Annotated in this window: 15 protein-coding genes; 4 read left to right on the top strand and 11 right to left on the bottom strand. The window is 60.8% G+C overall.

The window, feature by feature from the left end; translation table 11 throughout:
* Nucleotides 1-20: 20 nt before the first annotated feature.
* The gene (locus tag GKG34_RS09480) at nucleotides 21-1,412 is read right to left on the bottom strand and encodes a trypsin-like peptidase domain-containing protein (RefSeq protein WP_154256085.1); all 1,392 of its coding nucleotides are present in this window, start codon (nucleotides 1,410-1,412) and stop codon (nucleotides 21-23) included.
* Between the two features lie 194 nt (nucleotides 1,413-1,606).
* Here GKG34_RS09480 and GKG34_RS09475 point away from each other — a divergent pair, with 194 nt between their 5' ends.
* From GKG34_RS09475 to GKG34_RS09465, 3 genes are all read left to right on the top strand, one after another.
* Nucleotides 1,607-2,473, top strand: coding sequence for a GNAT family N-acetyltransferase (locus tag GKG34_RS09475; protein WP_154256084.1), 867 nt, complete (start codon nucleotides 1,607-1,609; stop codon nucleotides 2,471-2,473).
* 224 nt (nucleotides 2,474-2,697) lie between these two features.
* Nucleotides 2,698-4,302, top strand: coding sequence for a peptide chain release factor 3 (locus GKG34_RS09470; RefSeq protein WP_005943533.1), 1,605 nt, complete (start codon nucleotides 2,698-2,700; stop codon nucleotides 4,300-4,302).
* Between the two features lie 141 nt (nucleotides 4,303-4,443).
* Nucleotides 4,444-5,427 (top strand): aldo/keto reductase, encoded by a 984-nt coding sequence (locus GKG34_RS09465; RefSeq protein ID WP_044953880.1) that lies wholly within the window; start codon nucleotides 4,444-4,446, stop codon nucleotides 5,425-5,427.
* Nucleotides 5,428-5,694: 267 nt separating this feature from the next.
* Here GKG34_RS09465 and GKG34_RS09460 read toward each other — a convergent pair whose 3' ends face one another.
* From GKG34_RS09460 to gpr, 6 genes are all read right to left on the bottom strand, one after another.
* A complete protein-coding gene (locus GKG34_RS09460; protein WP_154256083.1) occupies nucleotides 5,695-6,999 on the bottom strand; it encodes a M23 family metallopeptidase in 1,305 nt (434 codons plus the stop codon).
* Nucleotides 7,000-7,088: 89 nt separating this feature from the next.
* Nucleotides 7,089-7,292 (bottom strand): hypothetical protein, encoded by a 204-nt coding sequence (locus GKG34_RS09455; RefSeq protein ID WP_044953882.1) that lies wholly within the window; start codon nucleotides 7,290-7,292, stop codon nucleotides 7,089-7,091.
* A 123-nt stretch (nucleotides 7,293-7,415) separates the two neighbouring features.
* On the bottom strand, nucleotides 7,416-8,459 hold the full coding sequence (locus GKG34_RS09450) for an A/G-specific adenine glycosylase (RefSeq protein WP_347563449.1): 1,044 nt from the start codon (nucleotides 8,457-8,459) through the stop codon (nucleotides 7,416-7,418).
* Nucleotides 8,460-8,781: 322 nt separating this feature from the next.
* Nucleotides 8,782-10,170 (bottom strand): asparagine--tRNA ligase, encoded by a 1,389-nt coding sequence (gene asnS, locus GKG34_RS09445; RefSeq protein ID WP_005943546.1) that lies wholly within the window; start codon nucleotides 10,168-10,170, stop codon nucleotides 8,782-8,784.
* 343 nt (nucleotides 10,171-10,513) lie between these two features.
* Nucleotides 10,514-11,653: a stage II sporulation protein P gene (locus GKG34_RS09440; protein ID WP_005943550.1), complete on the bottom strand. Its 1,140-nt coding sequence runs from the start codon at nucleotides 11,651-11,653 to the stop codon at nucleotides 10,514-10,516.
* A 29-nt stretch (nucleotides 11,654-11,682) separates the two neighbouring features.
* Nucleotides 11,683-12,468 carry a GPR endopeptidase gene (gpr, locus tag GKG34_RS09435; RefSeq protein WP_005943552.1) on the bottom strand — a complete coding sequence of 262 codons (786 nt, stop codon included), beginning with the start codon at nucleotides 12,466-12,468 and terminating at the stop codon, nucleotides 11,683-11,685.
* A 166-nt stretch (nucleotides 12,469-12,634) separates the two neighbouring features.
* On the opposite strand from gpr, the gene rpsT reads away from it, so the two are divergent.
* A complete protein-coding gene (rpsT, locus tag GKG34_RS09430) occupies nucleotides 12,635-12,895 on the top strand; it encodes a 30S ribosomal protein S20 (protein ID WP_005943554.1) in 261 nt (86 codons plus the stop codon).
* Between the two features lie 71 nt (nucleotides 12,896-12,966).
* Here rpsT and GKG34_RS09425 read toward each other — a convergent pair whose 3' ends face one another.
* The 4 genes from GKG34_RS09425 to GKG34_RS09410 all read right to left on the bottom strand — a co-directional run bounded on the left by GKG34_RS09425 (nucleotide 12,967) and on the right by GKG34_RS09410 (nucleotide 15,275).
* Entirely contained in the window at nucleotides 12,967-13,242 is a 276-nt protein-coding gene (locus GKG34_RS09425; protein ID WP_118527663.1) for a peptidoglycan synthetase, read from the bottom strand.
* Nucleotides 13,243-13,340: 98 nt separating this feature from the next.
* Nucleotides 13,341-13,697, bottom strand: a complete 357-nt coding sequence (locus GKG34_RS09420; RefSeq protein ID WP_005943559.1) for a SpoVA/SpoVAEb family sporulation membrane protein — start codon at nucleotides 13,695-13,697, stop codon at nucleotides 13,341-13,343.
* Between the two features lies 1 nt (nucleotide 13,698).
* Nucleotides 13,699-14,715 carry a stage V sporulation protein AD gene (locus GKG34_RS09415; RefSeq protein WP_044953883.1) on the bottom strand — a complete coding sequence of 339 codons (1,017 nt, stop codon included), beginning with the start codon at nucleotides 14,713-14,715 and terminating at the stop codon, nucleotides 13,699-13,701.
* Between the two features lie 98 nt (nucleotides 14,716-14,813).
* Complete coding sequence (locus GKG34_RS09410) at nucleotides 14,814-15,275, bottom strand: SpoVA/SpoVAEb family sporulation membrane protein (protein ID WP_005943563.1); 462 nt, start codon at nucleotides 15,273-15,275, stop codon at nucleotides 14,814-14,816.
* Nucleotides 15,276-15,331 lie beyond the last annotated feature (56 nt).

Here is a 15,331-nt window from a genome sequence, read left to right as displayed (position 1 = left end):
GCTCCTGTTTTCTATTTTGCTCAGCTGTTGGAAGCCGTCTTTTCGCCCAGTGTCACATTGACCGTCTGCATCTGGCCGTCACGCGCAATGGTGATGGAGAGGGTGTCGCCTGCTGCGTGCTTCTGCATCAGGGTGCCAAGGTCGTCCTTGGAGGCGATCTCGGTGCCGTCCACGCTCACGATGCGGTCTCCGGCTTGAAGACCCGCCTTCTCGGCAGGGCCGCCCTTGACCACCTCCACAACGTAAACGCCGTAGGCATTCACGCCCAGTTGAGAAGCAGTCTGTGCGTCGGTCACGGCCAGATAGGTGATGCCCAAATAAGGCCGTCCGGTCACATAGCCGTTCTCCAGCAGTTCCTGTGCCACCTTGATGGCATCGTTGATGGGGATGGCAAAGCCCAGACCCTCTGCATCGCTGGAAGAGGATTTTGCATTCACAATGCCGACCAGCTCACCGTTCATATTGAACAGGCCGCCGCCGGAGTTGCCGGGGCTGACCGAAGCATCCATCTGGATCAGGGACATGGTGTTCACAGAGCTGCTGCCCTGAATGGTGACGCTGCGGTTCAAAGCGCTGATCATGCCGCCGGTCACGGTGCCGCCCAGCTCACCCAGCGGGTTGCCCACAGCCATCACGCTCTGGCCCACCTTCAGGCTGTCGCTGTTGCCCACGGTGGCGGGGGTCAGGCCGTCAGCATCGATCTTGATGACCGCGATATCGCTGGTGGTATCTTCGCCCACAAGGGTGGCGGTGTAGTCCTTGTCACCAATGGTAACGGTGATGGTGGAAGCGCCGTCCACCACATGTGCACAGGTGAGGATGTAGCCGTCCGAGCTGATGATCACGCCGCTGCCGGCACCGCTCTCCACCTGATTCTGGCCGTACCACGACCACTGAGAGTAGACCACCTGCTCCGTAGTGATGACCACCACGCTGGGGCTGACCAGATCAGCCACCTGTTCAGTGGTCAGGCTGCTGCCGCTGCTGGATGCTGCGGTGATGGAACTATCCGAACCGGATGCACTGTCGGCCGTAGAGGAAGGTGCCACCTGCTGAATGACCACCTTGCCGCTGCCGCCAAACTTTGCCCCCACAAAGCCGCCCGCAAAGCCCATGGCTGCGGCCAGCACCAGCGCCACGGCGCTGCGTGCAACGCGCTTGCCATTGAACTTTTTCTTCTTTTTAGGGGGCTGCGCGTCCTGCGGCTGTACCGGATGTACCGGCGGCGTTGCACCGCCTGCGCCGTTGTCTGTCTGCGGGGCGGTGTAAGCGGTCTCCGGTTCCGGCTGCGGGTCGTTGTACTGGTTGGCGGTGTTCATGCCGCTGCTGCCCACATTGGGATAACCGGTATCTCCGCTTTCGTTTTTATCCTGAGAGGAATAATCATATTCCCATTTGTTCTCATTGTCCATGCTGATACTTCCTTTCCGTAAGGGATACGTCCACAGGAGCCCTGTTCCTTTGAACTGCTCCTATTGTAACCGTCAATTGTGAAAATCAATCGCGCGCGCCGTGAAGAAACTGTGAAAAAAAGACGCACTTTCCGCCCTTGACAGCGGCCTTTGCGCTTGCTATTGTAAAAGCGTAAATTCAGGAGGAACACACCATGGAACTGCACCGCACAGACGAGGGCTTTGCCCTCTATAAGGAAAAAACACAGATCGGCTTCTGCGCGCTCACGCCCGCCGCAAAGGGGGCTGCCATCACCGCGTTTGGCATCGAACCGCAGTGGCGGCGCAAAGGCTACGGCTCCTATCTATTAAAAGAAGCCTTGCGCGCCTACGCCGGATACGACCGCGAAAAGGCTACCGTATTTACCGCCCCGCTGCCCGCCGATGCCGCAGAGCTTGCGTTCTGGGCAAAGTTCGGCTTTGCGGCAGAAGGCAGGCAGCTGGTGCGCCGCCGCACGCCGGACCTGACCGCCGTCAAGTTCGTGCAGGACTTTCTGGCCGCGCGGCTGGCACAGCCGCGCCTTTGCATCGATGCTACCTGCGGCAACGGCGGCGACACGGCCTTCCTGTGCGGCATCACCGCGCCGGAAGGAAAGGTAATCGGCTTTGACGTGCAGGAAGCTGCCATTGCATCCACCCGGAAGCATCTGGAGCAGCTGGGCGTGCCTGCCGCCCGGTATGAGCTGCACTGCCAAAGCCACGCAGACCTTTTACAGATTGTGCAGCCCGGCACGGCAGATGCGGTGATGTTCAACTTTGGCTGGCTGCCCGGGGCCGACCACGCAGTGTTCTCCACCGCGCAGAGCAGCATCCCCGCCCTGCAGGCGGCTTTGGAAGCCGTGCGCCCCGGCGGCGTGGTGAGCGCCATCCTCTACAGCGGGCAGGTCATCGGCACGGATGAAAAGCAGACGGTGCTGGAATATCTCCGGGCACTTCCGCTCAAAAGTTTTACCGTTCTGGTGTGTGATTTTGCCAACTGGGCCGAAACCGCCCCTCTGCCCTGCATCATCCTGAAAAAATAACGAAAACACTTGCATTATGGAGCGTTTTCGGATAAAATAGGGTACGTATGTGTAAAAATATACTCCTTCCGTCATCGCTGCGCGATGCCACCTCCCTCTGAGAGGGAGGCTTTGGCAGGGCGAGAAGCTTTTCCTTTTCGCCAGAGGCTCCCTCATTGAGGGAGCTGTCACGGCATCAGCCGTGACTGAAGGAGTTCCATCCATTTCAGGAGAAATACTAGTTTATGACAAATCGTGAAGAAATCGAGCGCCGCCGGACGTTTGCGATCATCAGCCATCCCGACGCCGGTAAGACCACTCTGACCGAAAAGCTGCTGCTGTACGGCGGAGCCATCAATCAGGCAGGCTCCGTCAAGGGCAAGCAGAGCGCAAAGCACGCCGTGTCCGACTGGATGGACATTGAGAAGCAGCGCGGTATTTCCGTCACCTCTTCTGTCCTGCAGTTCAACTACGCGGGCAAGTGCGTGAACATTCTGGACACCCCGGGCCATCAGGACTTCTCGGAGGACACCTACCGCACCCTGATGGCGGCAGACTCTGCCGTCATGGTCATCGATGCCGCAAAGGGCGTTGAGGCCCAGACCATCAAGCTGTTCAAAGTGTGCACCCTGCGCCACATCCCCATCTTCACCTTCATCAACAAGATGGACCGCGAAGCCCGCGACCCCTTTGAGCTGATGGAGAACATTGAGGAGATTTTGGGCATCAAGACCTACCCCATGAACTGGCCCATCGGCTGCGGCAAGGAGTTCAAGGGCGTGTTCGACCGCAACACCCGCAAGGTGCTGGCATTTTCCAGCGACGGCCGCGCCAACGGCGTGAAGAAGGTGGATGAGACCGAGGCCGAGCTGGGCGATCCCGCACTGGACGAGCTGCTCACCCCGTATCTGCACCAGCAGCTGGTGGATGAAATCGAGCTGTTGGACGGCGCTGCCGAGGAATTTGACCTCGACAAAGTGCTGCGCGGCGAGCTGAGCCCTGTGTTCTTTGGTTCCGCTCTGACCAACTTCGGCGTGGAGCCCTTTCTGGAGAACTTCCTGCGGCTCACCCCCACCCCGCTGGCCCGCGTGGACAGCCTGACCGGCGAGACCGTGGACCCCTGCCGCGACGAGTTCTCTGCCTTCATCTTTAAAATTCAGGCCAACATGAACAAGGCCCACCGCGACCGCATCGCCTTTATGCGCATCTGCTCCGGCAAGTTCGAGCGCGGCATGGAGGCCTTCCATGTGCAGGAGGGCAAGAACATCAAGCTGGCCACCGGCACCCAGCTGATGGCGCAGGACCGCGCCATCGTGGACGAGGCCTACGCCGGCGACATCATCGGCCTGTTCGACCCGGGCATCTTCTCCATCGGCGACACGTTGTGCACCGGCAAAAAGAAGGTCCAGTTCGCAGGCATCCCCACCTTCTCGCCGGAGCACTTTGCCCGCATTGAGCAGAAGGACACCATGAAGCGCAAGCAGTTCGTGAAGGGCATGGAGCAGATCGCGCAGGAGGGTGCCATCCAGATCTTCCGCGAAGTGGGCGGCGGCATGGAAGAAGTGGTGGTCGGCGTGGTTGGCGTGCTGCAGCTGGAAGTGCTGGAGTACCGCCTGAACACCGAGTACAACGTGGAGATCCGGATGCAGCAGCTGCCCTTTGAACAGCTGCGCTGGGTGCAGAACGACCCCGACACCTACAACCTGCGGGATCTGGACCTGACCAGCGACACCAAGGCTGTGGAGGATATGAAGGGCAACCGCCTGCTGCTGTTCACCTCCGACTGGGCGGTGCGCTGGGCTGAGACCCACAACGAAACGCTGAAACTGAGCGAGTTCGGCAATATCTGAGTTGAAAGAGAGCTGCGGTGCGGGAATATCCCGCAGCTGCGGTTCTTTTTTCATAAAACGCAAAAAATACAACGAAGAATGCCAGCTACGGAATGCGCTGCTCCCATTGCGGGGAACACTGCTGGCATGGAGGGAAAATATATGCAAAACATCAATATTGGCAAAAGCGGCATTCAGGTGCCGTTTCTCGGCATGGGCACCTGGGCCATCGGCGGCGGCTCCTGGTGGGGCGACAACGACGACGCCCTTTCAGTCAAGGCCATCCAGACTGCTGTGGAGCAGGGCATCCAGTGGATCGACACCGCCCCCATCTACGGCCTGTACCACAGCGAGACCGTGGTGGGCGAGGCCATGAAGCACATCGACCGCGACAAGGTGGTGCTTTCCACCAAGTGCGGTCTGGAGTGGCGGCATGAAACACCGGTGCTGCACAAGGTCGTGGACGGCACCACCGTTTACCGCGACCTTTCTGCAAAGAGCATCATCGAGGATGTGGAGGACAGCCTGCGCCGCCTGCACACCGATCATCTGGATGTGCTGTACACCCACTGGCAGACCCCCGATTTCGGCATCTACCCACTGGAAGAGACGGTGGAAGCCATGATGAAGCTGAAGGAGCAGGGCAAGATCCGTGCCATCGGTGCATCCAACGTCACTGCGGACATCATCCGCGGCTACTGCAAGTACGGTCAGCTGGATGTCATTCAGGAAAAGTACAGCCTGCTCACCCGCCGTGTGGAAAAGCAGCTGCTGCCTACCTGCAAGGAGCTGGGCGTATCGGTGCAGGCATACTCTCCGCTGGAGCAGGGCCTGCTGACCGGCAAGGTGACCATGGACACCACCTATCCCGAGGGCAGCACCCGCAACTCGAACCCCAGCTTCCAGCCCGCCCGCCGGGCACAGGCGCTGGACATGCTGGCAAAGTGGGGCGACCTGACCGAGAAATACGACTGCTCTCTGGCACAGCTGGTGATCGCCCTGACCGCCCGCATGATCCCCGGCCTGCATGTGCTGTGCGGTGCCCGCACTCCGCAGCAGGTGATGGACAACGCTGGTGCGCTGAACATCAAACTGGACGGTGCCGATGCCGTCCGCATGAAGTGGGACGTGGACGCTATTTCCTGATGGTTTGACCATCAGAACAGCCTCCGCTTCGCTCTGGCCGTATTTAGAGGAATTCTTCTTTTATGTTTGGGTCCTGAAAAGCCTGCGGGCTTTTCAGGACCCTTTTTCACGCAAAAGATCGAAACCGGCAGATGATGCCGGTTTTCTTTATGACTCTTTCTGTGAAAATGCAATGCCGGACAGCCCGCAGGCCGTCCGGCATTGCTCTTATAAAAATAAAAATTCCGCTGTTTATGGCCAGAGCAAAGCGGAGGCCATTTAAAATCGTCAGCTGTTCTCCTTCCAGAACAATCCGCCGCTGGTCTGGAACAGCATCCACGGGTTCACGCTCTTGCTGCCAAGCTTGAAGTCCATGGTCAGCTCCTCGCCCAGCACGCCTACAGCCTGCCCCTTTTCCACCGTCTGCCCGGCAGAGACGGAAAGAGTCTGCAGCCCGTACAGGTAGCTGCGCATCCCGCAGCCATGGTCGATGACCACCGTGTTGCCGGTAAGGGCCAGCTCTGCGGCCAGCACCACCACGCCGTTTGCCGGGGCGCGGCAGGGCTCGCCGGGAATGGTATAAAGCTTTGTGGAGTTGGAACGGCTGCCCTGCCTGCCGTTCACCACCCTGACCTGACCGTAATCCACAAGGGTGGTGTAGCTTTCCACCGGGTTCACAAAGCCGCCCTGCCACATTTTTCCCCGCGCGGGCGCTTCGTACAGGCCCCAGACTGCATTGCGGAACTGGGTGTTTGCCGCATCCGATGCATCTGGTTCCGGCTCCACGTCCACCGTGCCAAAATCCTTGGGCAGCACGATGATGCTGCGGGTGATGGTCTCGCCATTCACGGTAATGTTCACCTCATGCCCGCCGGAGGAAGTGTTGTATGCCGCCGGGATGTAGGCCCGCCAGCCATCGGCTGCACGCACGCACTGCACATTGCCAAGGTCGGTCTCCACAGTGGGTGCTGCATCGCCGGTCATGCCGGAGATGCGCAGGCCCACAATGCCGCCCTGCTCCACCCGCTCGGCGGAAAGCTCCACCTCCGCGCTGGCCTGCAGGGTGAACCGGAAGGCATAACGATACCAGCCGGTGGGCTTTGCGGGCTTTTCCAGCCCCAGATTTCTGCGCACTGCGCCGGTGCTGCCGCCCTCAAATTGGGTGGCCATGCCGCCCTCCGGCACCCGCCAGACCGATAGCTCTGCCTTATATTCGCCGTTGGCCGGGAACAAAAAGCTTTGATAATCGCTCACACTGCCCACAAATACAATGCTGCCATAGGCGTTCTGGATGGTGAGGGTGGTGTAGCTGGCCCAGTCCGGCAGGGTGATGGCCGGGTGGGCCGTGTACAGCGTGCCCAGCTTCTGCACCGTGAGGGTGGCGGGGCTGGCAAACACCTTATCGAGCTTTCCGCCGATGAGCGGCACCTGCCAGCACCAGCCGTTGGGTTCCAGCGCTTCGGTGCCAAACTGCGCGGTGCTGTCCGGGCAGCCGCCCTCAGTGGTAAAGGCATAGCTCACGCCCATCACCGCGCCCAGAAAGATGCCTACGCCCAGCACCACACCCACGAGCCAAAGCAGAAAACGCTTCATGATACACTCCTTCTATGTAGCAAAAAGGGCGCACCGGCACAGCCTTTTGCAGACTGCCGGTGCGCCCGAAGGTTTACGGTTCGTGTTTTTTATTCTGCAGCATCCTCTGCAGGGGCAGCCTCTTCGGCAGCAGCCTCCGGCTCTACCGTTGCAGCATCGTCCTCGCCGAACAGCAGACGCTCGTACTCGTCCAGCTCCTTCTCACGGCGGTGCAGGTAAACAGCAACAGCAGCAAGGGCACCGGCAACAGCGGCCAGAACAGTGATCACAGCGACCAGACAAGATTTCTTCATAGGTTCAATACACTCCTTTTTTCGTTGAAACGATGTTTCAGCTTTCATTCCAGTGCTTGTTGGCTTTTATTATACCCGTTCCTGTCAAAAATTACAACCATTCAGGTCAAAAAGGCCAAAATTTCATACTATAAGCTTCCTGTATGCCTTGAATGCGCCGGGCAGCGTATACTCGGCCTGCAGGGCTTCCCGGCTTGCCCACACACAGCCTGCCGGAGCATCTTGGGCGGGCACATGCAGCAGGATGCCGTTCATATGCCACTCGATGTGGCTGAAGATGTGCTTTGCAGCGGGCAGCGCTTCCGGCGCGGCGGTGCCGGTATCCACTCCCATGGCCTGCAGGCGGGCAAGGACCTCTCCGGCTGCAAGGGCTTCACCCTCCCACAGTACCGGCTGCCACAGCCCGGCAAGCAGGCCCTTTTGGGGCCGCTGCTGCAAAAGGAAACCTGCCGGGCTTTCCAGCAGGGCCAGCGTCACAGGCTGCAGTCTGCGGGGCTTGGGCGCTGCTTTGCGGGGCAGCTCCAATGCAGTGCCCGCAGCACGGGCGGCGCACAGGTGGGCAAGCGGGCATTTTTCGCACAGGGGCGCACCGTTCGGCACGCAGACCAGCGCTCCCAGCTCCATAAGGGCCTGATTGTAGTCGCCGGGCGCATCCGGCGGCTGGTGCTCCATCACGCGGGCGGTGAACGCTTTTTTCACTGCCGGTTCCGTAACGGCAGCGGGGTCGTTGTACAAACGGGAGAACACCCGCAACACATTGCCGTCCACGGCGGGCACCGGGATGCCGAAGCTGATGGACGCAACGGCTCCCGCCGTGTAGTCCCCGATGCCGGGCAGGGCCCGCAGGGCATCATAGTCGGCGGGCAGCTGTCCGCCGTACTGCTCGCAGACGATGCGTGCAGCCTTTTGCAGGTTGCGCACCCGGCTGTAGTAGCCAAGACCCTCCCAGAGTTTGTGCAGCTTTTCCTCTTCGCAGGCGGCAAGGGCCGGAATGTCCGGCAGGGCGGCGAGGAAACGTTCGTAGTAGGGCAGTGCCGCCGAGACCCGGGTCTGCTGCAGCATGATCTCGCTGAGCCACACATGGTAGGGGCTGGGGTCGGTGCGGAAGGGCAGGATGCGGTGGTTTTTGTAAAACCAGTCCAGCAGGGCAGGAGAGATATTTTCCACTTGTTTTGTGCTCCTTGTTGAAAGTTAAGGGCGGGTCACTATTTATAATGCCCTCCGCGATGCTCTGGGCATAAATAGCGGAACTATATTTTATAGTCGTGTTTTTCGCGGCCTGCGGGCCGCTCCAAACACCTTTTCACAGATGGAGTCCCAACCGGCAGCAACTGCGCTATAGCAAAACCTGCCGCTAGCCGCACCGACCTTTCCCGTGAAAATGCAATCCCGGAAAGTCTGCAGACTTTCCGGGATTGCGCTATTTAAAATAATTCTTCCGCTGTCATTGCCAGAGCAACGCGGAGGCAATTCCCAATCGTTCTCAGAATCAGAAACCGTAAGCAGTGCGGGGGAAGGGCAGCACGTCACGGATGTTCTGGATGCCCGTGAGGTACATGATCATGCGCTCGAAGCCCAAGCCGTAGCCGGCGTGCTCCACGCCGCCGAACTTGCGCAGGTTCAGGTACCAGTCGTAGTTGGTCTTGTCCATGCCCAGCTCGTCCATGCGGGCCACCAGCTTGTCGTAGTTCTCTTCACGCTGGCTGCCGCCGATCAGCTCGCCGATGCCGGGCACCAGCATATCTGCGGCTGCCACGGTCTTGCCGTCCGGGTTCTGCTTCATGTAGAAGCTCTTGATCTCCTTCGGGTAGTCGGTGACGAACACAGGCTTCTTGAACACCACCTCGGTCAGGTAGCGCTCGTGCTCGGTCTGGATGTCCACGCCCCACTCCACAGGGAACTGGAACTTCTTGTTGTTCTTCTTCAGGATCTCGATGGCCTCGGTGTAGCTGATGCGGCCAAACTCGCAGTTTGCCACCAGTTCCAGACGCTCGATGAGGCCCTTGTCGATGAACTGGTTGAAGAAGGCCATTTCATCCGGGCAGTTGTCCAGCACGTAGCGGATGACGTACTTGGTCATGGCCTCGGCGGTGTCCATGTAGCCGGACAGGTCGCAGAATGCCATCTCCGGCTCGATCATCCAGAACTCGGCGGCGTGACGGGTGGTAAAGCTCTTCTCGGCACGGAAAGTGGGGCCGAAGGTGTACACCTTGCCGAATGCCATAGCCATGGCCTCGGCTTCCAGCTGGCCGGAAACGGTCAGGTTGACCGGCTTCTCGAAAAAGTCCTGGGTGTAATCCACGGTGCCGTCCTCGTTCTTGGGCACATTCTCAAGGTCGAGGGTGGTCACGCGGAACATCTCGCCTGCGCCCTCACAGTCGGAAGATGTGAGCAGCGGAGAGTGAGAGTAAACGAAGCCGTTCTCCTGGAAGAACTTGTGGATGGCATAGGCAGCGGCGCTACGCACGCGGAAAGCGGCGTTGAAGGTGTTGGTGCGGGGGCGCAGGGTGGGCATGGTGCGCAGATATTCCATGCTCATCTTCTTTTTCTGCAGCGGATACTCGTCCGCCGGGCAGTCGCCCAGGATCTCCACACTGTCGGCATTCAGCTCAAAGGGCTGCTTTGCCTGCGGGGTGAGCACCAGCTTGCCCTTGACGCGCAGGCTGCTGTACAGACCGGTGTGGATCACCTCATCGTAGTTTGCCAGCTTGCCTGCTTCCAGCACGACCTGCAGGGTCTTGAAGCAGCCGCCGTCCGACAGGGCGATAAAGCCGATGTTCTTGGAGTCGCGGATGTTCTTTGCCCAGCCGCAGACGGTGATCTCGGTGCCGTCGGCGGGGGTGTTTTTGAACAGCGAAACGATCTCAGTGCGTTCCATAGTGTTTGTTCTCCCTTTCGATATAAAATGAAAAAGACAGCTTTGTTCTCCCTGAAAGTTCAGGGCGAACAAGCTGTCTTGTAATGTCCGCGGTGCCACCTGAATTACCGGAAGTGTCCGGTCGCTCACGCGCTCAATAAAAGCGCTGCCCCTGTAACGCAGGGCCTGCGGCGCACCTACTAATGGCAGCTGCCATGTTCAGTTTGCTGCTCCCGGGTGTTCGTTCACGCGGCGTGCGGGCGCGGCTCTCAGCTGTGCCGCACTCTCTGGGCCGGACGGCCCGCGCTACTTTTCCCGATCTTTGCATTTGACCTTTAAAAAATAGCACTTTGGCGGCGTTTTGTCAAGCACCGCCCAGCAATGCGGCAGCAAGGCCCTTTGCCGCCAGCTGCCCGGCATAAAGAGCCTCGTTCAGGTTATTGCCGTGCCCGCCGATCTCAATGAGCAGGCTGCCGGTGGTCAGATCCTGATTGTAGAACCGGTAGCTGAACAGCACCGGCCGGGTAAAACCGGGGTACATTCCTTCCATGCTGCGCTCCCACGCAGCGGCAAAGCGCAGATTCTGCCGCCAGCCCGGCAGCTGAACGGTGGTGCCGTTGTCGCACCCGCAGATGATCATGACCTGTGCGGCCTGCCGCCCGTCCACCGTGCACACCGGGGCATAGCGGCTGCCGCTTTCCGTCTCGATGGCGTCCCGGTGGACATCCAGCACCACCTTGATGCTGGGATACCGGGCCAGATACTGCTGCACCACGGCCCGGCTGTTGGCATAGCTGCCGGTGTAGCTGGGGTAGTCGTTCAGGGTCTCGTCGTGCAGGGTGTTGATGCCTGCCGCATTGAGGGTATCGGCCACCACACGGCCCACCGCGCACATGTTCACGCTGCAGTCGGTGCTGCGGGCACCATCGCCGGGGGCAAACCACAGCCCGGCCGAAAGGCGGTAGTCCTCGGTGGCGTGAGTGTGCATCACCAGCACCTGCGGGTCGGGACTGTTCGGCTCAATGGCAAAGGGCAGCGGATTCTCGATCTCCGCCGCAATGTCTGCCGCCGTCTGCCGGGTATTGTTTTTGATGCTGCCCGCCCCGCAGGGAATGTACTTTTCGCCGCTGCCCTGCGGATAATTTTTTTCAATGACAGTACCCGCATCCGCCGGGCGGGCTTCCTCGCCCAGCAGCGGCACAAGGTAGTCCTCAATGTTCCCGGTCAGCGCCTGCACGGCCTGCGGCAGAGAGGATGCCGCCGCTTCCGGTGTGCTGTCCGGTGCGGCTTCCACCTGCACAGATGATGCGGGCTGCTCCTGTGCGGACTGCCGCCCCAGCCAGAAAAGAGTTTCGGCCATGGGCAGCGGTGCAGTAATGGCCGCAGCCAGCATCAGTGCCGCCGTGCGGGCAAAGATACACAGTGCGGCAAACAGAGCAGCCGCTTCCAGAAACGGCACGATATGCCCCTGCGCCCGGGCGGGCGGCAGTGCTTTGCTGCGCATAAAATAACCTCCCTTCCGGCCCACCGGTGTTACCCCGCCAGCCAGAACAGCTGCGCCACGCTGAGCCTTGGCTGCAAGGCCCGGTTGATGGCACCGGCCAGAAGAGCCGAGCCGTGGGCGATTACGCTGTCCAGCGCCCGGGGCGTGACCACAAGATCTGCTCCTTCGTCCGAATCCATCAAGGTGGGGATGCCCGCCGCGATCACCGGCACGCCCAGCGCTGCCGCGTCCAGATGCTTTGCATGATCCGCCTGCGCCGGGTACAGCCCGGTGTCGGAGAACTGCACGCTGCGGCCCAGCCGCGCGCCCTCGGCACTGCAAAGACTGTCCACGCAGATCAGGGCCGCCGGCCGCACCGCTTCCACCATGGCCCCGGCCAGCTGGCGCAGAGTCAGCCCGGTGGAGGCCGACACCCCCGGCGCAATGGCGGCCACCGGCCGGATGCCTTTTACCGGCAGCGTGTGCTGCGGCCCCATGGTGACTAAAATCTTCTGCGCCGTGCGCGGGCCGAGGGCATCCGCCGTGACCCGCCGGTTCCCGATGCCCAGCACCAGCACCGGCCCTTCCGGCGGCAGCAGGGCGCGCAGTTCTGCCGCACAGGTCTCGATCACCGCAGCGTCCCGCTCGTCCAGCACGCTGACGCTGGGCATTTCCAGCGTGACATACCGTCCGCGGGGCTTCGCCAGCCCTTCGCGCGCGATCTCCACCCGCGTTATTGTGACCCCGCCGCGCTTTGCTGTGGCAAGCCTTACCCCGGCAGGCAGCGCCCCCTGTGCTGCACCAAACATCTCGTCTGCCATATCGGTAAAACGCATTTTTCTGCTCCTCCTGCCTGTTTTGGGGCCAAATGCCCCCTCTGCATGCAGAAAGTATGGAAAAAATAAAACTTTTCTAAACAAAAATCAAAAAAACGCTTGCGCTGGTACGCGAAATATGGTATCATAGGGTGCGCTGTTATAGGTAGCCAAGGAGGTGGAACGAATGCCTAACATCAAATCTCAGAAGGACCGCGTCGTGCAGGCTGCTGCAGAGCAGGCTCACAACAAGGCCATTAAGACCAACCTGAAAACAGTCGTCAAGAAGGCAGACGCTGCCATCGATGCGAATGCCGCTGACAAGGACGCAACCGTCCTGGCTGCTGTTTCCGCGATCGACAAGGCTCGCGCTAAGGGTGTCATCAAAAAGAACACCGCCAGCCGCAAGATCAGCCGTATGGCAAAGCGTGCTAACAAGAACGCTTGATCGCTTTCTGATTGACGAACAAAACCTCTGTACCGGGTTCCCGGCACAGGGGTTTTTGTTTTGCCCGCTTTTCAGGGCACGGCAGCAGGCCGCTCAAAATCGCACAGGGTGGCAAAATCGAACCCCGGTGCCTGCTCCAGAAGCTGCTCCGGCGGCAGGCCGTCGGGCGGCTCGGCCAGCAGCGCCCACGCAGCCCATGCCGTGGGCACCGCCGCCGCAAGGGCCAGCCCCGGCAGCGCCAGTGCCGGGCATGTATGGAACGCACTGCCCGGCGGCAGGGCTGCCACCGCGCACAAGGCCTGTGCAGCCCAAAGCTCCCACAAAAGGGTCGTCCAGCGGTGCTTCATCCGCATCACCTCCTGTTTTGCACAGTTTACCGCAGTGCGGTGGAAAAACAGGGCGAAGGGTGGCGGACAAAGTGACAATGTTCTGGTGTATTTCTTCTTCAGTTCTGGTCGTGACTTTTGCCCACCCAGCTGCACACCACGCCGCACACAAGGCTGGTGGTAACACCGGCCGCAGCGGCGGTCAGCCCGCCGGTGAGGATGCCCACAGCACCTTCTTCCTGCAGCGCGGTGCGCACGCCCTTTGCCAGCAGATGGCCGAAACCCAGCAGAGGAACCGTGGCCCCGCACCCGGCAAACTCGGCCAGCGGGGCATACCACCCAATGGCCGAAAGCACCACGCCCGCCACCACATATCCGGTCAGGATGCGGGCCGGGGTCAGGCCGGTCAGGTCGATGAGCAGCTGTCCCGCCACGCAGATGGCCCCGCCCACACAGAAAGCCCAGAAATAGTTCATCTTACTTCTCCTTTTCCGGCGCACGCAGCTCCACCAGATGCGCCACCGCCGGGATGGTCTCCTTCTGCAAAAAGGTGGTCTGGCTCATCAGGGCCCCGGTGGCTGTGAACAGCACCCGCTTCTGGCTGCCCCGGCGCAGGCGCGGCAGGATGTGCCCGCACAGCACCGCCGCGCAGCAGCCCGGGCCGGAGCCGCCGCTCTTTACGCTCTGCTCGTTTGCGTCGAACAGGATGCACCCGCAGTCCACATGGTTTTTGATCAGCAAGCCTTCTGCGGCCAGCAGCTCCCGCAGCAGCTGACTGCCCACCTGCCCAAGGTCGCCGGTATAGATGCAGTCGAACTCCTGCGGTTCGGTGCCGGTATCCTTAAAATAGTGCAGCAGGGTGGAAGCCGCTGCCGGGGCCATGGCAGCCCCCATATTGTTGATGTCCTTTACCTGATAATCCTGCACACGGCCAAAGGTGGCAGCGGCAATGCCAACGCCTTCGCCCTGCGGCTGCAAAAGGCAGCATCCAGCAGCGGTGGCAGTCCACTGGGCCGTGGGCGTGCGCACCGCGCCGTAGCTCAGCGGCGTGCGGAACTGCCGCTCTGCTGCGCAGAAGTGGCTGGAAGCCATGGCCAGCAGATTGCGCGCAGCACCGCCCTCGCACAGAGCAGCGCCCAGCGCAAGGCCCTCGGCCATGGTGCTGCAGGCCCCGAACAATCCGGCAAAGGGCACGCCCAGCTCCCGCATGGCATAGCTGGATGCCGTGCACTGGGCCTGCAGATCCCCGGCAAGGGCCAGCTGCACCTTTTCCTGCGGAAGCGCCGCCTTTTGCAGGCACAGCCGCGCGGCACGCAGCTGCAGGTATTTTTCCGCAGCTTCCCAGCTGGACTGGCCAAAGCGGTTGTCTGCGCTCAGCTCGTCGAACTCTGCCGCCAGCGGGCCTTCGCTCTCTTTTTTGCCGCCCACCGCTGCACCCGCAGCGATCACCGGCAGTGTCTGGAACAGCAGGGTATCCCCGCACCGGACCGTCATAGGCAAAATTTCTCCTTCGTGGAAAATAGATGAAAAACGTTCCATAAAATGTTGTATAATAACATCATGCTGCAATCTTATGGCACACTTGCCCGTGTTTATAACAGCACAGGCACACCCGCCATGCCCAGCACCCACAGCACCGCGCCGTACACCACCGCCGCCAGCGTGCCGTACACGATCACCGGCCCGGCAATGGTGAACATCTTGGCCCCGGTACCCAGCACCCGGCCCTCGGCCTTGAACTCGATGGCCGCGCTGACCACCGCATTGGCAAAGCCTGTGATGGGCACCAGCGACCCGGCCCCGGCCTTTGCGGCCAGCTTCTGGTACCAGCCCAGCGTGGTAAGCACCGCCGAGAGCACGATCAGGCTGCAGCTGGTCAGGGTGCCGGCAAGGTCGGCTTCCACGCCCATGGCAAGATAGCTCTGGCGCAGCACTTCGCCCAGCAGGCAGATGCCGCCGCCCACGCCAAAAGCCCACAGGCAGTCCAGCCCCAAGGGCGAGTGCGGCCCGATGCGCCGCACCCGGCGCGCATATTCCTGTGCTGTCATTTTCATATTGTTTCCCCTCCGGGCATAGCTTGCCCATAGGAAGCAAACTCTATGCACATCCA

The sequence above is a fragment of the Faecalibacterium sp. BIOML-A4 genome (genome assembly GCF_009679665.1).
Taxonomy (GTDB): Bacteria; Bacillota; Clostridia; order Oscillospirales; family Ruminococcaceae; genus Faecalibacterium; species Faecalibacterium taiwanense.
This window is presented reverse-complemented; position numbering and strand designations above follow the sequence as displayed.

Excerpts from the sequence above, each read along its gene's own strand:
- GKG34_RS09480 (WP_154256085.1), bottom strand. The coding sequence starts at position 1,412 with ATGGACAATGAGAACAAATGGGAATATGATTATTCCTCTCAGGATAAA.
- GKG34_RS09475 (WP_154256084.1), top strand. The coding sequence starts at position 1,607 with ATGGAACTGCACCGCACAGACGAGGGCTTTGCCCTCTATAAGGAAAAA.
- GKG34_RS09470 (WP_005943533.1), top strand. The coding sequence starts at position 2,698 with ATGACAAATCGTGAAGAAATCGAGCGCCGCCGGACGTTTGCGATCATC.
- GKG34_RS09465 (WP_044953880.1), top strand. The coding sequence starts at position 4,444 with ATGCAAAACATCAATATTGGCAAAAGCGGCATTCAGGTGCCGTTTCTC.
- GKG34_RS09460 (WP_154256083.1), bottom strand. The coding sequence starts at position 6,999 with ATGAAGCGTTTTCTGCTTTGGCTCGTGGGTGTGGTGCTGGGCGTAGGC.
- GKG34_RS09455 (WP_044953882.1), bottom strand. The coding sequence starts at position 7,292 with ATGAAGAAATCTTGTCTGGTCGCTGTGATCACTGTTCTGGCCGCTGTT.
- asnS (WP_005943546.1), bottom strand. The coding sequence starts at position 10,170 with ATGGAACGCACTGAGATCGTTTCGCTGTTCAAAAACACCCCCGCCGAC.
- GKG34_RS09440 (WP_005943550.1), bottom strand. The coding sequence starts at position 11,653 with ATGCGCAGCAAAGCACTGCCGCCCGCCCGGGCGCAGGGGCATATCGTG.
- gpr (WP_005943552.1), bottom strand. The coding sequence starts at position 12,468 with ATGCGTTTTACCGATATGGCAGACGAGATGTTTGGTGCAGCACAGGGG.
- rpsT (WP_005943554.1), top strand. The coding sequence starts at position 12,635 with ATGCCTAACATCAAATCTCAGAAGGACCGCGTCGTGCAGGCTGCTGCA.
- GKG34_RS09425 (WP_118527663.1), bottom strand. The coding sequence starts at position 13,242 with ATGAAGCACCGCTGGACGACCCTTTTGTGGGAGCTTTGGGCTGCACAG.
- GKG34_RS09420 (WP_005943559.1), bottom strand. The coding sequence starts at position 13,697 with ATGAACTATTTCTGGGCTTTCTGTGTGGGCGGGGCCATCTGCGTGGCG.
- GKG34_RS09415 (WP_044953883.1), bottom strand. The coding sequence starts at position 14,715 with ATGACGGTCCGGTGCGGGGATACCCTGCTGTTCCAGACACTGCCGGTG.
- GKG34_RS09410 (WP_005943563.1), bottom strand. The coding sequence starts at position 15,275 with ATGAAAATGACAGCACAGGAATATGCGCGCCGGGTGCGGCGCATCGGG.